The sequence below is a fragment of the Sinomonas atrocyanea genome, from assembly GCF_030811715.1.
Classification (GTDB): Bacteria; Actinomycetota; Actinomycetes; order Actinomycetales; family Micrococcaceae; genus Sinomonas; species Sinomonas atrocyanea_A.
The window spans coordinates 77,542-93,251 of record NZ_JAUSRH010000004.1; the positions used below are offsets into that span (position 1 = coordinate 77,542).

Here is a 15,710-nt window from a genome sequence, read left to right on the forward strand (position 1 = left end):
CGGAACGGCGGTGCCAGATTGACAGTGCCCGAGGGCGGAACGTGGCCACGTGGTCGGTGGTGCATCACCGACCACCGAATCGGGAGGCAGCACTCGATTCGGCCTGCTGGGCGGACCGCGTCGGAGCGTCCCGGGGCTGGGATGCCTCTACGTCTGTTCCGCTGAAGCTGAGCAGGACTTTGCCCGATGTGGACGCATCGCTGGCTACGTGAAACGCCTCGAGGGCCCTGTCGACGTCGAACACATGGGTGACCACAGCGGAGGGATCGATCTCGCCGGCGCTCAGGGCCGCGATCACCTCGTCGATCTCATCGTTGAACCGGAACGATCCGACGAGTTCGAGCTCACGAGCGATCGCCATCGAGATCAGGACCGGCTGGTCTCCCGGCGGGAGGAGGCCGAGCATGACCACGCGGCCGCCGCGGGTGGCCGCCCGGATCGCGGTGCGCAGGCCGGGCACGCTCCCGGAGGACTCGATGACCACGTCGGCATCGAGGCTGTCGAGCAGGTCCCCCTCCGAGGCAGGCACAGTCCGGTGCGCGCCGAGCCCGACGGCGCGCTGGAGGGGCGCCTCGAACAGGTCCGTGGCGATGACCTCCCCTGCGCCGTGGTGCCTCAGGGTCGCCACAACGAGGGCGCCGATCGGACCGGCCCCGATGACGAGGACTCGCTTGCCGGCCACGTCGCCTGCCCGCCGGACCGCATGCCAGGCGACGCTCAGCGGCTCGATGAGCGCGGCGGCCCGAGGGTCCAGCGTGTCCGGTATCGGCCGCAGCATCCGCGCCGGGAGGGCAACGAGGTCGGCGAACGCCCCATCGCGGTGCGGGTGCGTGGCGGCGCTGCCGAGATAGGTGCCGCCGGGTGAGAGGTTCGGACGGTCCGCCGGGAACCTGGGTCCGCCCGCCGGGCCGGCGGTCGCAGGGTGGACGGCCACGCGCGTCCCTTCCCCCGGCCCTGTGCCGTCCCCGGCCGGACGCACCACCCGGCCGATGACCTCGTGGCCCAGCACGAGGGGATCCCGCAGGATCGATTCCCCCGCCGCTCCGTGAAGCCAGTAGTGGAGGTCGGAGCCGCAGATGCCTCCGAGCTCTATCGCCACGAGGGCCTCGTCCGGCCCCAGCGCCGGTTCCGCGAGGAGGTCCACTCGGAGATCGCCGCTTCCATGGGCGACGACGGCGCGGACGCCTGCTGCTGTCTGCATTCTCTGTTTCCCTTGGTTGGCATAGTGGCCCGGGCTGGCTCGTGGAAATGCCCGGGAAATGTGGAGACGATGGGAAACAGGATAAGCGCATCCACCCGAATTCCGGTCATAAGAGGTGCTTATCCGCCCATCGAATATAGGTCTTATCCACGCCGCGGCCCGCTCTATAAGGTCGAAAGAAGACCTCGGATTCCCGCACACTCACTTGGAGGAGACATGCCCGACTATCAGCCGGCTTCGCGGGTGACCCGCATCAAGGAATCAGCGAGTGTGCAGGCCGCCGCCCGCGTCCGTGAGCTCAAGGCGGAGGGGCGCTCGATCATCGACCTCACGGTAGGCGAGCCCGACTTCGACACCCCCGAGCATGTGAAGCAGGCCGCAGTGGCAGCGATCGCCGCGGGCGAGACGAAGTACACCTCGGTCACCGGGACACCCCAGCTGCGCTCGGCCATCCTCGACCACGTCGAGCGGCGCACCGGCCTCCGCTACAGCCCCTCGGAACTCACGATCGCGGGCGGGGCAAAGCAGGTCATCTTCACTGCCTTCATGGCCTCTCTCGACGAGGGCGACGAGGTCATCGTCCCGGCGCCCTACTGGGTCTCCTACCCGGACATGGTGCTGGCCAACGGGGGCACCCCGGTGATCGTGCCGTGCGGCGACGAGGTCGGGTTCAAGCTGACTCCCGGGGCTCTGGCCGCCGCCATCACCCCCGCGACCACGTGGCTCATCCTCAACACGCCCTCGAACCCGACCGGTGTCGTCTACTCCCGCGATGAGCTTGAGGCGCTCGCGGCGGTCCTGGCCGAGCACCCCGGCGTGTACGTCTTGACCGACGAGATCTACGACGAGATCTTTTACGGCAACGGCCGAATCAGCAGCTTCGTGGCGGCCGCCCCCGAACTGCGCGACCGCGTGCTCGTGGTGAACGGTGTCTCGAAGGCGTACGCGATGACGGGCTGGCGGCTCGGCTACGCCGTGGGCCCCGCCGCGCTCGTTGCCTCGATCAACAAGCTCCAGTCCCAGATCTCCTCCTGCCCCTCCTCGATCAGCCAGGCAGCGGCCGCAGCCGCGCTCGACGGCGACCAGTCCTTCGTGGCCGAATGCGTCGAGGCCTACCGAGAACGGCGCGACGCAGCCGTCGCCGGGCTGAACGCCGTCGACGGCCTCTCATGTGAGACTCCCCAGGGCGCCTTCTACGCCTACGTGAACTGTCGGGGCGCCATCGGAAAGACTACGCCGGACGGCGCCACGATCAACAACGACCAGGACTTTGTCCTGTACCTTCTCGATGCGGCGTCGGTGGCCGTCATTCCGGGTTCCGCCTATGGTCTCGGACCGTATTTCCGCATTTCTTTCGCGACGTCCCTGGAAACGATCAACGCAGGCGTTGAAGCCATCGACAAGGCGATGCGCGCGCTCAGCTAATTTCAGCCAATCCATTCAAGAGAGAGCCATGGAACAGATGATCCACGTCAAGACACGATTCGATCGCCCGGACGCGGACGTCGTCGAACGCCTCGCAGCCTTCTCCTCCGCGACGATCCACGAAGCCCAGGGCCGCAGGGGCGCACTCAGCTCGCGCATCAAGCCGATCGACCGGTCCATGTCCTTCTGCGGGCCGGCCGTCACGGTGCGCTGCGCGCCCCGGGACAACCTCATGCTCCAGGTCGCAATCCACTACGCCCGCAAGGGCGATGTGGTGCTCGTGGGCGCGGGCGAATTCAGCGAGGCAGGCACGTTCGGGGACGTCCTCGGCAACGCCATGAAGGCCAAGGGCATCGCGGCCATGGTCACGGACTCAGGTGTCCGCGACACCGCGGACCTGATCGAACTCGGGCTGCCCGTCTTCTCCGGCAGCATCTCCATCAAGGGGACAGTGAAGGAGACGCTCGGCCCGATCAACCATCCCCTCGTCTTCGGCGACGAGGTCGTCTACCCCGGCGACATCCTCCGTGGAGACGCCGACGGCGTCGTCGTCGTGCGGCGCGATGAGGCCGAAGAGGTCATCGCGCTGTCCCAGGCGCGCGTGGACGCGGAGAACGAACTGATCAAGGCGTACCACGCGGGCGGCACCACGATCGAACTGTGCAAGCTCACGGACGTGCTCAAGGCCAAGGGGCTCCTCGTCGAGGACTGAGCCAGTGCAAAGAGGGAGGCGCCCCGTCTTCACGGGGCGCCTTCCCTCTTTGGCTGTCCTCCGGGCCCGCAATGCCTGCGGCGGTGCTGCTACAGCACCAGATCGGCCCTCCTGCGGTGGACCTGGACGAGCTGCCACTCCACGCTTGCTCCCGCGAGGGTCGGCATGACGCTTCCCTCGAAGACGAACACCGGATCGGCCGGGGACCCGAGGGGTTCCCAGAGGCCGTTCACCGGGCAATGCACCCCGGTGGGAGCGATCGTCGGAATCGCCGGGTTCTTCGAATTCCAGCGGACGTTGCTGATCTTCTTCATTTCAGGCTTCCTTGCGCTTCGGAGACTGGGCCGCAGGGTTGCGGATTCAGCTGCTGAAACCATCGTAGGAACTTCCGGGGAGCCTGAATAAGACCTAAGTCGGGTGCCGCGATAAGGCGGGGCTATGGATGGGGAACCAAAGTCTGGTCCCCATTCATACCGTACCGGGTGAGCATCTGGGCCTTGATAATTTCACGCAGGAGAATGAGCACGGCCGCAGCGGCCTCGGACATCGGCTCGTGGTCCGCCGTGCACAGGCCGAGCTTCACCTGGAGGACGGGGTCGAGAATCCGCAGCACCGTGAAGCCCTGGTCCGGGAAGAGGGCATCGGCGGCGGACCTCGGAAGGACCGTCGCACCGAGGTTGGCCTGGAGCAGCCGGTACAGCGAGGGGACCGACTCGACCTCGCCCGCAAGGCGCAGGGCGAGGCCCTGGTCCGCACAGGCCTTGTCGACGAGCCTCCGAATGGTGTGGTTGTCCTCCGGAAGGAACAGCGGCAGCTGCAAAGCCTCCCGCAGGGTCACGCTCCCCTTCCCCTCCGGATCCGCGCCGGCCTCGGCGTTCGCCACGAGGTACAGGTCCTCGACGATCATGGGAGTGAACCTGATGCCGCGGTTCTCCCGGGGCTCGTAGATCAGCGCCATGTCGAGCCTGCCGTTCTTGATGGCCTCGCTCAGCACGCCACCGAAGATCTCGGTCAGATGCAGCGTGATGTCGGGGTACCGCTGCCCTACCTCCCGCACAATGGTCGGCGCGAGGCTCGACGCCATGCAGTAGGGCGCCATGGCGATGGATACCCGGCCGGCCGGGGCGTCGCCCGAGGTCGCCACGTCCTGCCTCGCCTCGTCGACCAGCCGGAGGATGGTCTGGGCGTGCCGGTACAGCGCCGTGCCGGCCGCGGTCGGCTCGACGCCCTGCTTGCTCCGGACCAGGAGCCGCTGCTTGAGGTCCTTCTCGAGCGCGGAGACCTGCTGGCTGAGCGCGGGCTGGGCGACGTGCAGTGCCGAGGCGGCCCTCGTGATGCTGCCCGCATCCACGATCCTCACGAAGTACTCGAGCTTCCGTGTGTCCACGTGTCCTGCCTCCCTAGCAGTTCCCTGTCCGAGCGTGCCTCCGGCGCTCGGCCCATGACAGAAGGCTATGTCGGCGCCGGAGGCCTGTCGTCGTGCGAGTGCGGTCCTAGGTCATAACGCAGACCTATCCCGTGATAGCCGATAGGTCTTTGTCCCGCCGGTTCGCACAGTGAGACGATCCCATAGGAGAAGCACGGGGATCCCGAATCTGAAATCCCTTCCCCTCCCGAAAGAGCAGTCCAGAACCGCGAAAAGAGCAGCACGTGAATCCCATGATCGATCTCGTGGCCGACCTCGGCGAAGGATTCGGCGCGTACCGGCTCGGAAACGATGCGGAGCTGCTGGACATTGTCTCGAGCGCGAATATCGCCTGCGGATTCCATGCCGGAGACCCGGACATCATGAATTCGACGGTCGCGGAATGCGTGAGCCGAGGCGTGGGCATCGGCGCCCATCCGAGCTTCCCGGACCTGCGCGGCTTCGGTCGTCGCGCCATGGACCTCAGCGAGGACGAAGTCCGCAACGATGTCCTCTACCAGCTCGGCGCACTCTCGGCCTTCGCGGCGGCGCACGGCCGCCGCGTGGCGCACCTCGCCCCCCACGGCCGTCTGGGGAACCTCGTGGCCGTGCGCCCGGACTACGCCTCGGCCGTCGCCGACGCGGCCTCCCGCTTCGACGAGGACCTCATCGTCGTCGCCCAGGAGGGCGAACTGGCCACCGCAGCGCGCGCCCGGGGGCTGCGCGTCGCCGTCGTCGGCATCGTCGACCGCGCCTATCAGGAGGACGGCACGCTCGTGCCGCGCGGCACCGAGGGGGCCGTGCTGCACGATGCCCGCGCCATCGTGGACCGCACCGTGCGCATGGTCTGCGAGGGGAAGGTCCGCACCGTCACCGGCGTCGACATCGACGTCGAGGCCGATACGGTCCTGCTGCACGGCGACAACGAGGGCGCCGTCGAACTCGCGCGGCTCATCCGCTCTGAACTGACCTCCGCCGGCGTCCGCATCGCCCCGCTCGGCGATGTGCTCGCCGCGAAGCACCCGGTGGCCTGACATGGGCGTGCTCGTCCCTTCCCCCGTGGAAGTCCTCGAATCAGGCGATGCGGCGCTGCGTGTCGTGGCCACCTCCGGCGACGCGGAGCGCGACTGGACCACGGTGCACAGGCTCGCCGGATGGCTCGAGGCGTGCGGCGCCGAAGGCCTCCACGGGGCAGTCCCCACCTACGACTCCGTCCTGGTGGAATTCGATGTGCTCGTCGTCTCTGCCGCCCAGATGCGGGCCTTCGTCGGGCTGGGGATGCGGCAGCTCGCGCTCTCTCCCGACGGCGAGGGCCCCCGCACCTTCGACGTCCCCGTCGTGTACGGGGGCGACTACGGGCCGGACCTGGACGACGTCGCCGAGCAGCAGGGGATCACGGCCGAAGAAGTGGTGCGCCTCCACTCCTCGAAGACCTACACCGTCCGCTGCCTCGGCGCACCGGCAGGGTCCCCCATGATGGACGGTCCAGACTTCCCCCACCCCGTGCCCCGCCTCAAGGACCCCCGCCTGAGCGTGCCCGCTGGCGCCGTCTCGGTCGCCGGCCGCCAGGCGGTCATCGCGCCAGCCGTGGCTCCGGGAGGATGGCGCGTCATCGGACAGACCCCCCTCACGCTGCTCGACGTCGGGCGGGACCCCCTCGTCCCCTACCGTCCGGGTGACACGATCCGCTTCCGGCCCGTCGCCGAACGCGACTTCGAAGCGCTGGCCGGCACGCTCATGGAAGCCCAGCCATGAGCAACGAGCTCGTCGTCCAGCAGCCGGGGAACTCGGTGGTCACCGACCTCGGAAGGTTCCGCGGCCCGCGCTTCGGGCTCCCCGTGAACGGCGCCCTCGACCAGTACTCGGCTCGGGCAGCGAACATCCTCGCGGGCAACGAGGACGACGCACCGCTCATCGAGCTCACTGCGCTGGACTTCAGGATGACGACCACGGCAGACCTCCTCATCTCGGTCACGGGCGCACCGGCGGACCTGACCGTGGGCGGGCGCACGTACCCGCAGTGGGAACCCGTCTCCGTCGCGGCTGGCGAAACCGTCGCGGTGCGGGGCATCCACGACGGCCTGCGCGCCTACCTTGCAGTCCACGGTTCCGTGGATGTGCCACGCCTCCTCGGAAGCTGCGCCCCGGACAGCGTCGTCGGCTTCGGCGTGCGGCTCGCGAAGGGGACGGCCCTGAAGGTGCAGCGCCCCGTGGCCCCGATCCGGCAGCCATACTTCGACCTACCGCTCTTCCGCCTCGGCGTGGAGCGCCCCCGCGCGGGACGGGAGGTGCTCGTCGACGTCACCGACGGGCCCGACATCGCCGAATTCGGCGCCTCGGCGGACCTGCTGTTCAACTCCGAGTACACCGTGAGCCCGAGAAGCAACCACATCGGCCTGCGATTGGGCGGAAGGCTGCCGGAGAGGATCTCCTCGGGCGAGGTGCTCTCGCGCGGGGTCCCCGTCGGCGCGATCGAGGTGCCCTCGCGCGAGGAACTCCTCGTGCTCCACCGAGGCCGCGGAGTGACAGCAGGCTACCCAGTGCTCGCCGTCGCCACGAGCCTCGGGCTCGACGTCCTGGCCCAAGCCCGGCCCGGCGACAGGGTCCGCTTCAGACCGACGACGGTGGCCGACGCAACGGCGGCCTACCGGCGCTCGATGCTCCAACTAGAAACCCTTCGGCACTCCGTCAACACCGTCTTCGGCCTCCTGGGCCTCCACGGCCCGGCCGGCTGGCACGATCTGCCGGCAGCCGCCTGCGGCTGAACCAGTGCCATCCACCCCGAAAATCGCAACGCCCGACCAGCTCCGCCGCCCGAAGTGCCCCACCCGGGACGCTGCCTCATCCTTCCCAGGAGATTCCATGACCTTCGCCGACTACAAAACAGCCCTCGTCACGGGAGCCTCCACCGGCATGGGGGCAGCCATCACCGAACTCCTCACCAAGCGCGGCCTCGAGGTCCACGCGACCGCCCGCAACGAAGAGCGCCTCAAAGAACTCGCAGACCGCACCCGCGCCGTCCCCCACGTCCTCGACCTCACCGACACCGCAGCCATGGCCCACGAACTCGGCGGCCTCGAGATCGACGTCCTCATCAACTGCGCCGGCGTCTCACGGCCGGGCAACATCCTCGACTCCTCCCAGGAGGACCTCGACGAGATCATCGACGTCAACCTCCGCGGCCTGCTCCAGCTCACCCGCCTGATCCTCCCCGGCATGGTCGAGCGCGACCGGGGCCACATCGTCAACATCAGCTCGATCGCCGGCGTCTACAACTTCTACGGGCACACCGCCTACCACGCGACCAAGGCCGCCGTGCACCAGATCTCCCGGCAGCTGCGCAACGACACCGTCGGCAAGCGGATCCGCGTCACCGAAATCTGCCCCGGACGCGTGGAAACCGAGATCTTCGGCCGGAACATGGGCGGATCCCCCGAAGCCATGGAAGAAGCATGGAAGACCTACTACGAGGGCTACGAATCCCTCACGACCGACGACATCGTCAACGCCATCGACTACGCCCTCGACACCCCGCGCCACGTCAACATCGGCATGCTCGAGATCACGCCGACCTTCCAGGTCCCCGGCGGCCTCACCTTCGACCGCCGCTGACCGCACCCAACCAGGCGCCACCCCCACACACACGACCAACCGAGGACGGAAGGTGCGGCACCATGCACGAGAGGACTGAGGCGCCCCGCCTCCGCAACACTCTCGAGAATGCCGCCAGGTACCGCTACCGGAACCGGCCCGCCCAACCGGGTCAGGGCCGGAGCAGCGCGCCGACTGAGCAGGTCCTCCAGTCTCTCGCTGCCCACAAGCAGCGCCTCGGGCACGTCCGCGCACAGGTCCGTGCACTGACGGCCCAGAGGAACGTGTCACTCGCCCAGGCCGTCGGGAGCGGCCTACGGATCTCCGCCGCAGCAGGCATCCTCGGCGAGACCGTTCCGGGCACCCGCCGGATAGCCCTCGCCGTTGACGATCCGCCCCCGGCCGCGCTGTCGCGCGACGAGCACGTCCACGCGCTCCAAACCGTGCGTACCGAGCTCGAAGCAGCGGCCACTGCGAAGGAGACCCTCGAACGCGAACTCCGCCTCCTCGTCGCCCAGGCGTATGCCCTCGGGTTCACCGACGAGGCTCAGCTCGCTGCCCTGGCCGGCCTTCCCGCCGAGAGTGTCCGCCGCAGCCTGCCGTGCCGGCGCCGCGCAGGGTGATGACATGGCCTCGGACGGTCCACAAGGTGCCCTCAGACTTAGGACAGGAAGAATCATGATCCACTCCTCGCTGCCCATCGTCGTGATGGGCGTCTCCGGCAGCGGGAAGAGTACCGTCGGCAGGCTCCTCGCCCACACCGTCGGCGGCCGGTTCATCGACGGCGATGAACTCCATCCCGAATCCAACGTGGCCAAGATGGCAGCCGGGACCGCGTTGACCGACCGCGATCGGGAACCGTGGCTGCACGAGGTCGGCCAGCGCCTCCGTTCCTCGGACGGGCCGCTGGTGATCGCGTGCAGTGCGCTCAGGCGGACCTACCGCGACATCATCAGGGCTGCTGTCCCGCGCACGCGCTTCGTGCACCTCGAAGGCACACGCGATCTGCTGGCAGAGCGCATGTCGGCACGCCCCGGGCACTTCATGCCGCGATCCCTCCTCGAGTCCCAGATTGAGACCCTTGAGCCCTTGGAGCCCGACGAACTCGGCATCGTGCTCGACATCGCCGAGCCGCCCACGGTCCTGGCAGCAGAAGCCTCAAGGTGGGTGTCGGCGGACTCCACCGCACCGGGCTCCGCATACCCTGCCGACGTCCAGCAGAAAGTGAGATCTTGATGAGCACCTCCCCCTTCGACCTGACCGGCGCCCTCGCGCTGGTCACCGGCTCGAGCCGCGGCATCGGCAATGCCCTCGCCGCGGGCCTGGCCCAGGCCGGAGCCAGAGTGGTCCTGCACGGCCGGGACCCGGACGCGTTGGAGGCCCAGAGGGAGGACTTCGCGGCCCGCTTCGGCCAGGACAAGGTTCAGGCCGTCGCCTTCGAAATCACCGACGAGTCCGCCGTCGTGGACGCCATGGACTCCATCGAATCCGGAATCGGGCCGCTGGACATCCTGGTGAACAACGCCGGTGTCCAGCACCGCGTCCCGCTCGTGGACCTCGCCCTCGAGGACTGGAACCGCGTGCTGGCAACCAATCTGACCGCGGCGTTCCTCGTGGGCCGCGAGGCCGCCAGGCACATGGTGCAGCGCGGACGCGGCAAGATCGTCAACATCGGCTCCGTCCAGTGCGATCTCGCCAGGCCGACCATCGGCGCGTACACAGCTGCCAAGGGAGGCCTGCGGAACCTGACCCGGGCGATGGCCGCCGAATGGGCCCGGCACGGGCTGCAGGTCAACGCCGTTGCCCCGGGCTACATCCACACCGAGATGACCCAGCCGCTCGTCGACGATGAGACGTTCAACGCCTGGATCTGCGGCAGGACCCCCGCCGCCCGATGGGGGACCGTCGAGGACCTCACCGGGCCCGTCACCTGGCTCGCCTCCAGCGCCTCCGCCTTCGTCAACGGCCAGACCATCTTCGTCGACGGCGGCATGACGGCCGTGGTCTGAGGACACAGCGGGACAACCCGCAGCAGAAGAAGTACAACGCTGACCCCACCACCGAAGAACGAGGCCATCCATGCAGATCGTCCGCACCGTCTCCTTCCCCGACCAGGAGCTCCTGTCCGACCTCTCGCCCCTCCCGCCCCAGCTCGAAGGGGTCGTCTGGGACATGCGCTCCGCACCGGCCTCCGGCAGCCTCGACGACGTCGACGCCGTCATCCTCCCCTACCTCAACGCGGGCGAGGTGCTCCCCGAGCTCTCCAAGGTCCCACGGCTGAAATTCGTCCAGTCCCAGTCCACAGGATTCGACGGAATCCGCGAGGCCGCCGGACCCGCCGCAGGGGTCGCGAACGCCTCCGGCGTCCACGCCGCAGCGACCGCGGAGATCGCACTCGGGCTCATCCTCGCTAAGCTCCGCGGCATCGACGACGCCGTCCGCGCCCAGCAGGAGCGGATCTGGCGGCCCAGCCGCCGTTCGTCCCTCGCAGACCGGCGCGTCCTCCTCATCGGGGTGGGGGGCATCGGGACCGAGATCGCCCGGAGGCTCAAGCCCTTCGAGGTAGAACTCACCCGGATCGGCAGCGCGCCCCGGAAGGACGCCCTGGGGAATGTGCACGGCATCGCGGAACTGCCTTCGCTGGCGCCGCACCACGACGTCGTCATCGCGGTCACCCCGCTGAGCGAGGCCACCCGGCACCTCATCGACGCCGCAGTCCTCGCAGCCCTGCCGGACGGAGCCCTCGTGGTGAACGTCGGCCGCGGACCGGTCGTGGACACCGACGCGCTCACCGCCGAGGTCCTCTCGGGCCGGCTGCACTGCGCCCTCGATGTGGTCGACCCCGAACCACTGCCCCGTGACCACCCGCTCTGGGGCGCACCGAACGCCCTCATCACACCGCACGTGGGCGGGAACGCCTCCGCCTTCGAACCGCGCATCCGCCGGCTCCTCTCGAGCCAGCTCGCAGCTCTGGCCGAGGGGAGAACCCCCGCCAACCTCGTCCAGCAGGGCCCCTTCTGACCAAAGGACCCATTCAAGCCCGATTCACCGAGAACACCGCTGCCGGCGCTCCCGCCACGGCATTCGCTCGCAGCCTCTGCCAATAGGCCCTACTGACGGCCTCCGCAGATGCGCCATCCCAGACCTGACCGGCGGGGATTGCATATCTGCCGCCTCGAAGACGCGAGAATTCCAATAAGCAGTTGGAATTGTTAGTTCCAGAGAAGAAGCCTTCCTTTGGGGTGCAGCCCAAAGAAGAACATATGCACCTCATTTCCGCGGGAGCGCACGTCATGTTCTATTCGCTCATGCGGTGAGTCGGCGGATTACACGTGCCCAGCGGGAAACCGAAGCATGGGGCGCGAGGTTCATGGAATCATGCCTGCTTCCGCGGTCAGCCAGCGGCGACCGAGAGTGGGCACGATACCCAGCCGTCCGGCGGCCGGCGATGGTGACGTCGTCAGCGGAGGCGGGAGCGGTGGCGCGATCACGTGTCCTGGCCAAACCTCGAAGGCCCTGGTCGGTGGCATCGACGACGAAGCGCCTGTCACGGCCACGGGAGGCGAGCCACAAGGCTGGGCGGCAGGCGGCCTTCCATACGGTGTCGGTGAACCCGGCGTCCAGCAATATCCCGCCCAGGAGACCATAACCGTATCGTATGCAGGGATAGGGATTAGGTCTTGGAGTGATGGGGGTCTCATCGCCTAATCTGGTGTCAGTCGCTTTAGGGCGACAATTCGAGTGCACTTCAGCCTGAATCCGTTCGAGCTCCAAGAAAGCGCAGCTCACACATGAGGGGTTTTCCGAAAAATGGCATCGCATAGTTTGCCATGGTCACTGACCCGGCACTCCTCCTCTGTGGATATGGAGCGGCGCCGCCCACATCAGGACCAATCAACTGGTTGTTCCACTCGAGTTCTCTTTCCGCTGCTCACGTGTGCCGGCAGGCCGCGGTTCACCCATCGCCAATGGAGACGAAATGACTGAAACCATACTTCCCAGGAAGACCCCGGTCAGAGCGGCGGTCGCGGCCTGGATCGGCACGACGCTCGAGTACTACGACTTCGCGGTGTACGGCACCTCGTCGGCGTTGGTCCTGAACGTCCTCTTCTTCTCGCCCCAGCTCCCCACGGGCATCAGCGTGCTGCTGTCCCTCATCACCTTCGCAGTCGGCTACGCGGTGCGCCCTATCGGCTCCCTCATCCTGGGCCCGATGGGCGACCGCTTCGGCCGCAAATTCGTCATGATGCTCACTCTGTTCGGCATCGGCGGCTGCACCTTCCTGGTCGGCTGCCTGCCGACGTTCGCACAGATCGGTTCGCTTGCTCCGATCCTGCTCGTGACGATCCGCGTCATCCAGGGACTGTGCCTCTCCGGCGAACAGCCGAGCGCGATCACGATGAGCCTGGAGCACTCTTCCGAGCGCCGGCGCGGGTTCATCACAAGCTTCACCACGCTGGGCTCCGCCAGCGGCACGCTGCTCACGCTGCTGTTCTTCATCCCGATCACCTCGATGCCCTCGGCGCAGCTGCTGTCCTGGGGCTGGCGGGTTCCCTTCTGGTTCTCCGCCGTCGTGGTGGTCGTCGCCTACCTGATCCGCCGGCACGTCCAAGAGCCGCCGGAGTTCATCGAGACCCGCGCCACGAAGGTGAATGTCGCCCCGCTCAGGCACGTCCTGCGCTTCCACTGGCGAGCCGTGCTCCGGATCGTCTTCTGCGCGCTCATCGCCGGTACGAGCTACATGATGCAGACCTTCTCCGTGGCGTTCGGAACGTCCGGGTACAAGCTGGACAAGCCGACCATGCTCCTGACGACGACTGTCTCGGCCGTCATCGCCCTGGCCATCACACCCCTGGCAGGGTTCCTGGTGGACAAGATCGGCCGCAAGACGATGTTCCTCATCGGAACGATCGGCGTCGGCATCACGATGGCGCCCTACCTCTGGTCGATCACGACCGGCAACTGGGCCCTGATCTTCCTGTTCGGCATCATCAACTACTCCTTCTTCTACTCGATGGTGAACGCGTCCTGGCCGGCGTTCTTCGCAGAGATGTTCCCCGGCCGGCTGCGCGTCTCCGGGCTCGCCCTCGGCACCCAGATCGGCTTCGCCATCTCCGGCGTGATCGGCCCAGTTCTCGCGACAGCACTCGCGGGCGCCAACCTCAAGGATTGGGTCGGCCCCTCCATGGTCGCAATCGGGTTCATGGTCTTCGCCGGGGTCTCGGCTCTCACCGCCAAGGAGACCGGCAAGTACACACTGAAGGAGCTCGACGAGGTGCAGCAGAGCGAACGGGAAAAGGACGTCATCACCGCCGCCATCCACCTCCCGAACACCACCACACCCCGCCTCGCCGCCAGGCCCGGCCTCGAGTGACAGCCGGCCATCGGCCCACACCTCGGCACCCCACCAGTGCAGCTGACGGGTCGTCGCCGACCCCTCAGCCATCCTGATTCCCATCGAGCTCGACGTGGTGGTCATCGTGGCGCAGGTCAAGGGGCTGCGAAAGGCACTCCTGAACTGAGTTCAACCCCACACACCATCTGCAGGGTCGACGTCGGCGTCTCGAGCCGACGTCGATCCTGCGCGTTTCCCAGACGCTCTTGCTGCACGGCGACGCCCAATCCGGTTCCACCACTGACCACACCAACCCGCATAGCCGTGCTGTCAGCGCGCTGCCCCGTCCTTCCCAGGAGATTCCATGACCTTCGCCGACTACAAAACAGCCCTCGTCACGGGAGCCTCCACCGGCATGGGGGCAGCCATCACCGAACTCCTCACCAAGCGCGGCCTCGAGGTCCACGCGACCGCCCGCAACGAAGAGCGCCTCAAAGAACTCGCAGACCGCACCCGCGCCGTCCCCCACGTCCTCGACCTCACCGACACCGCAGCCATGGCCCACGAACTCGGCGGCCTCGAGATCGACGTCCTCATCAACTGCGCCGGCGTCTCACGGCCGGGCAACATCCTCGACTCCTCCCAGGAGGACCTCGACGAGATCATCGACGTCAACCTCCGCGGCCTGCTCCAGCTCACCCGCCTGATCCTCCCCGGCATGGTCGAGCGCGACCGGGGCCACATCGTCAACATCAGCTCGATCGCCGGCGTCTACAACTTCTACGGGCACACCGCCTACCACGCGACCAAGGCCGCCGTGCACCAGATCTCCCGGCAGCTGCGCAACGACACCGTCGGCAAGCGGATCCGCGTCACCGAAATCTGCCCCGGACGCGTGGAAACCGAGATCTTCGGCCGGAACATGGGCGGATCCCCCGAAGCCATGGAAGAAGCATGGAAGACCTACTACGAGGGCTACGAATCCCTCACGACCGACGACATCGTCAACGCCATCGACTACGCCCTCGACACCCCGCGCCACGTCAACATCGGCATGCTCGAGATCACGCCGACCTTCCAGGTCCCCGGCGGCCTCACCTTCGACCGCCACTGACCCCCCGGCACACCGCCCGGCCCACCCACACCCAACCAGGCGCCACCCCCAAACCCACGACCAACGCCCTCAGCACCCCGCACGTGGGCGGAAACTGCTTCCGCAACCCGGCATCCGGCGACGGGCGATCAGGCCTCCGCGGATGACGACAGTACAGCCCTGCCCGCCTCCGTCCCGGGGTGCCTGTGGGCGTGGAGGAGGAGGCCTATGTAGGTCAGGTCGAGCACCGTGCACAGCAGTCCGATGCCGAGCACGAACCCCCGCCCCTGGAGCAGTCCGAGCTGGATCGTCGGGGCCAGTGTGCCGAGCCACTTCGCCGCCGCGATGACCATGCTCTGCCCGCGGGCGCCGTGCCGGGAGAGGAACATCGCGACGAACAGTCCCGACATGAGCAGGTTCTGCAGGAACGCCGAATACACCTCCCCGTTGCTCCGGCCGAACTCGCCCAGAAACAGCAGCTGGACCGCCACCGAAACCCCCAGCAGCCCGACCCCGCCCACGATGAACACGCCGCGACCGATGCGGTCGGAGAACTCCACGTAGCCGAAGCGGAAGAACGTGACGACGATCGCCACGTCGGCCACCGCCCACACCAGGTTCACATATCCCTGCACACCCGGCGTGCCGGTGAGGTCGAGGAACGCATAGAGCCACTCCCACGCGATGTTCAGCATCAGCGCCGCCGCCGGAATCGCGTACGTGCGCTGGGTGAAGCCGATCCGAATCGCCTCGGCGTAGACGACCGTCCACGCCACCCCGCTCAAAAGCGTCAGCACCGTCCCGATGCCACCCATACGCCGAGGGTACGCCCCCCACCAGCCCGGCGATCCAGGGTCCCCAGGAATCATCCCTGACCTCATCGATGTGCTGCTCCATGCGGCCCAGCGCGCGCTGCGCCCCGGACCCCGAGCGCAACGACGCCGAGGG

At 67.7% G+C, this 15,710-nt stretch carries 16 protein-coding genes; 12 read left to right on the plus strand and 4 right to left on the minus strand.

Annotated elements, in window-relative coordinates; translation table 11 throughout:
* Window positions 1–64: 64 nt before the first annotated feature.
* Window positions 65–1,201, minus strand: a complete 1,137-nt coding sequence (locus J2W21_RS08415; protein WP_307114054.1) for an L-idonate 5-dehydrogenase — start codon at window positions 1,199–1,201, stop codon at window positions 65–67.
* A gap of 216 nt (window positions 1,202–1,417) precedes the next feature.
* Here J2W21_RS08415 and J2W21_RS08420 point away from each other — a divergent pair, with 216 nt between their 5' ends.
* Window positions 1,418–2,626 carry an aspartate transaminase gene (locus J2W21_RS08420; RefSeq protein WP_307114055.1) on the plus strand — a complete coding sequence of 403 codons (1,209 nt, stop codon included), beginning with the start codon at window positions 1,418–1,420 and terminating at the stop codon, window positions 2,624–2,626.
* 28 nt (window positions 2,627–2,654) lie between these two features.
* Window positions 2,655–3,338, plus strand: coding sequence for a 4-carboxy-4-hydroxy-2-oxoadipate aldolase/oxaloacetate decarboxylase (locus J2W21_RS08425; protein WP_307114056.1), 684 nt, complete (start codon window positions 2,655–2,657; stop codon window positions 3,336–3,338).
* A gap of 89 nt (window positions 3,339–3,427) precedes the next feature.
* Here J2W21_RS08425 and J2W21_RS08430 read toward each other — a convergent pair whose 3' ends face one another.
* Together J2W21_RS08430 and J2W21_RS08435 are read right to left on the minus strand one after the other, a co-directional pair.
* Window positions 3,428–3,652: a hypothetical protein gene (locus J2W21_RS08430; protein WP_307114057.1), complete on the minus strand. Its 225-nt coding sequence runs from the start codon at window positions 3,650–3,652 to the stop codon at window positions 3,428–3,430.
* Between the two features lie 122 nt (window positions 3,653–3,774).
* Window positions 3,775–4,725 carry a LysR substrate-binding domain-containing protein gene (locus J2W21_RS08435; protein WP_307114058.1) on the minus strand — a complete coding sequence of 317 codons (951 nt, stop codon included), beginning with the start codon at window positions 4,723–4,725 and terminating at the stop codon, window positions 3,775–3,777.
* A 263-nt stretch (window positions 4,726–4,988) separates the two neighbouring features.
* Here J2W21_RS08435 and J2W21_RS08440 point away from each other — a divergent pair, with 263 nt between their 5' ends.
* The 10 genes from J2W21_RS08440 to J2W21_RS08485 all read left to right on the plus strand — a co-directional run bounded on the left by J2W21_RS08440 (window position 4,989) and on the right by J2W21_RS08485 (window position 14,783).
* Window positions 4,989–5,777, plus strand: coding sequence for a LamB/YcsF family protein (locus J2W21_RS08440; protein ID WP_373423090.1), 789 nt, complete (start codon window positions 4,989–4,991; stop codon window positions 5,775–5,777).
* Between the two features lies 1 nt (window position 5,778).
* Window positions 5,779–6,498: a 5-oxoprolinase subunit B family protein gene (locus J2W21_RS08445; protein WP_307114059.1), complete on the plus strand. Its 720-nt coding sequence runs from the start codon at window positions 5,779–5,781 to the stop codon at window positions 6,496–6,498.
* Window positions 6,495–7,508 carry a 5-oxoprolinase subunit C family protein gene (locus tag J2W21_RS08450; RefSeq protein WP_307114060.1) on the plus strand — a complete coding sequence of 338 codons (1,014 nt, stop codon included), beginning with the start codon at window positions 6,495–6,497 and terminating at the stop codon, window positions 7,506–7,508. Before J2W21_RS08445 ends, J2W21_RS08450 begins: the two co-directional genes overlap by 4 nt.
* A gap of 97 nt (window positions 7,509–7,605) precedes the next feature.
* Complete coding sequence (locus J2W21_RS08455) at window positions 7,606–8,355, plus strand: SDR family oxidoreductase (RefSeq protein ID WP_307114061.1); 750 nt, start codon at window positions 7,606–7,608, stop codon at window positions 8,353–8,355.
* Between the two features lie 263 nt (window positions 8,356–8,618).
* The gene (locus J2W21_RS08460; protein WP_307114062.1) at window positions 8,619–8,957 is read left to right on the plus strand and encodes a hypothetical protein; all 339 of its coding nucleotides are present in this window, start codon (window positions 8,619–8,621) and stop codon (window positions 8,955–8,957) included.
* A gap of 55 nt (window positions 8,958–9,012) precedes the next feature.
* On the plus strand, window positions 9,013–9,570 hold the full coding sequence (locus J2W21_RS08465) for a gluconokinase (protein ID WP_307114063.1): 558 nt from the start codon (window positions 9,013–9,015) through the stop codon (window positions 9,568–9,570).
* Complete coding sequence (locus tag J2W21_RS08470; protein WP_307114064.1) at window positions 9,570–10,343, plus strand: SDR family oxidoreductase; 774 nt, start codon at window positions 9,570–9,572, stop codon at window positions 10,341–10,343. The genes J2W21_RS08465 and J2W21_RS08470 overlap by 1 nt, the downstream gene beginning before the upstream one ends.
* A gap of 70 nt (window positions 10,344–10,413) precedes the next feature.
* A complete protein-coding gene (locus J2W21_RS08475; protein WP_307114065.1) occupies window positions 10,414–11,355 on the plus strand; it encodes a 2-hydroxyacid dehydrogenase in 942 nt (313 codons plus the stop codon).
* A gap of 958 nt (window positions 11,356–12,313) precedes the next feature.
* Window positions 12,314–13,708, plus strand: a complete 1,395-nt coding sequence (locus J2W21_RS08480) for an MFS transporter (protein ID WP_307114066.1) — start codon at window positions 12,314–12,316, stop codon at window positions 13,706–13,708.
* A gap of 325 nt (window positions 13,709–14,033) precedes the next feature.
* On the plus strand, window positions 14,034–14,783 hold the full coding sequence (locus J2W21_RS08485; RefSeq protein WP_307114067.1) for an SDR family oxidoreductase: 750 nt from the start codon (window positions 14,034–14,036) through the stop codon (window positions 14,781–14,783).
* 128 nt (window positions 14,784–14,911) lie between these two features.
* Here J2W21_RS08485 and J2W21_RS08490 read toward each other — a convergent pair whose 3' ends face one another.
* Window positions 14,912–15,577 carry a transmembrane-type terpene cyclase gene (locus J2W21_RS08490; RefSeq protein ID WP_307114068.1) on the minus strand — a complete coding sequence of 222 codons (666 nt, stop codon included), beginning with the start codon at window positions 15,575–15,577 and terminating at the stop codon, window positions 14,912–14,914.
* Between the last annotated feature and the right edge of the window lie 133 nt (window positions 15,578–15,710).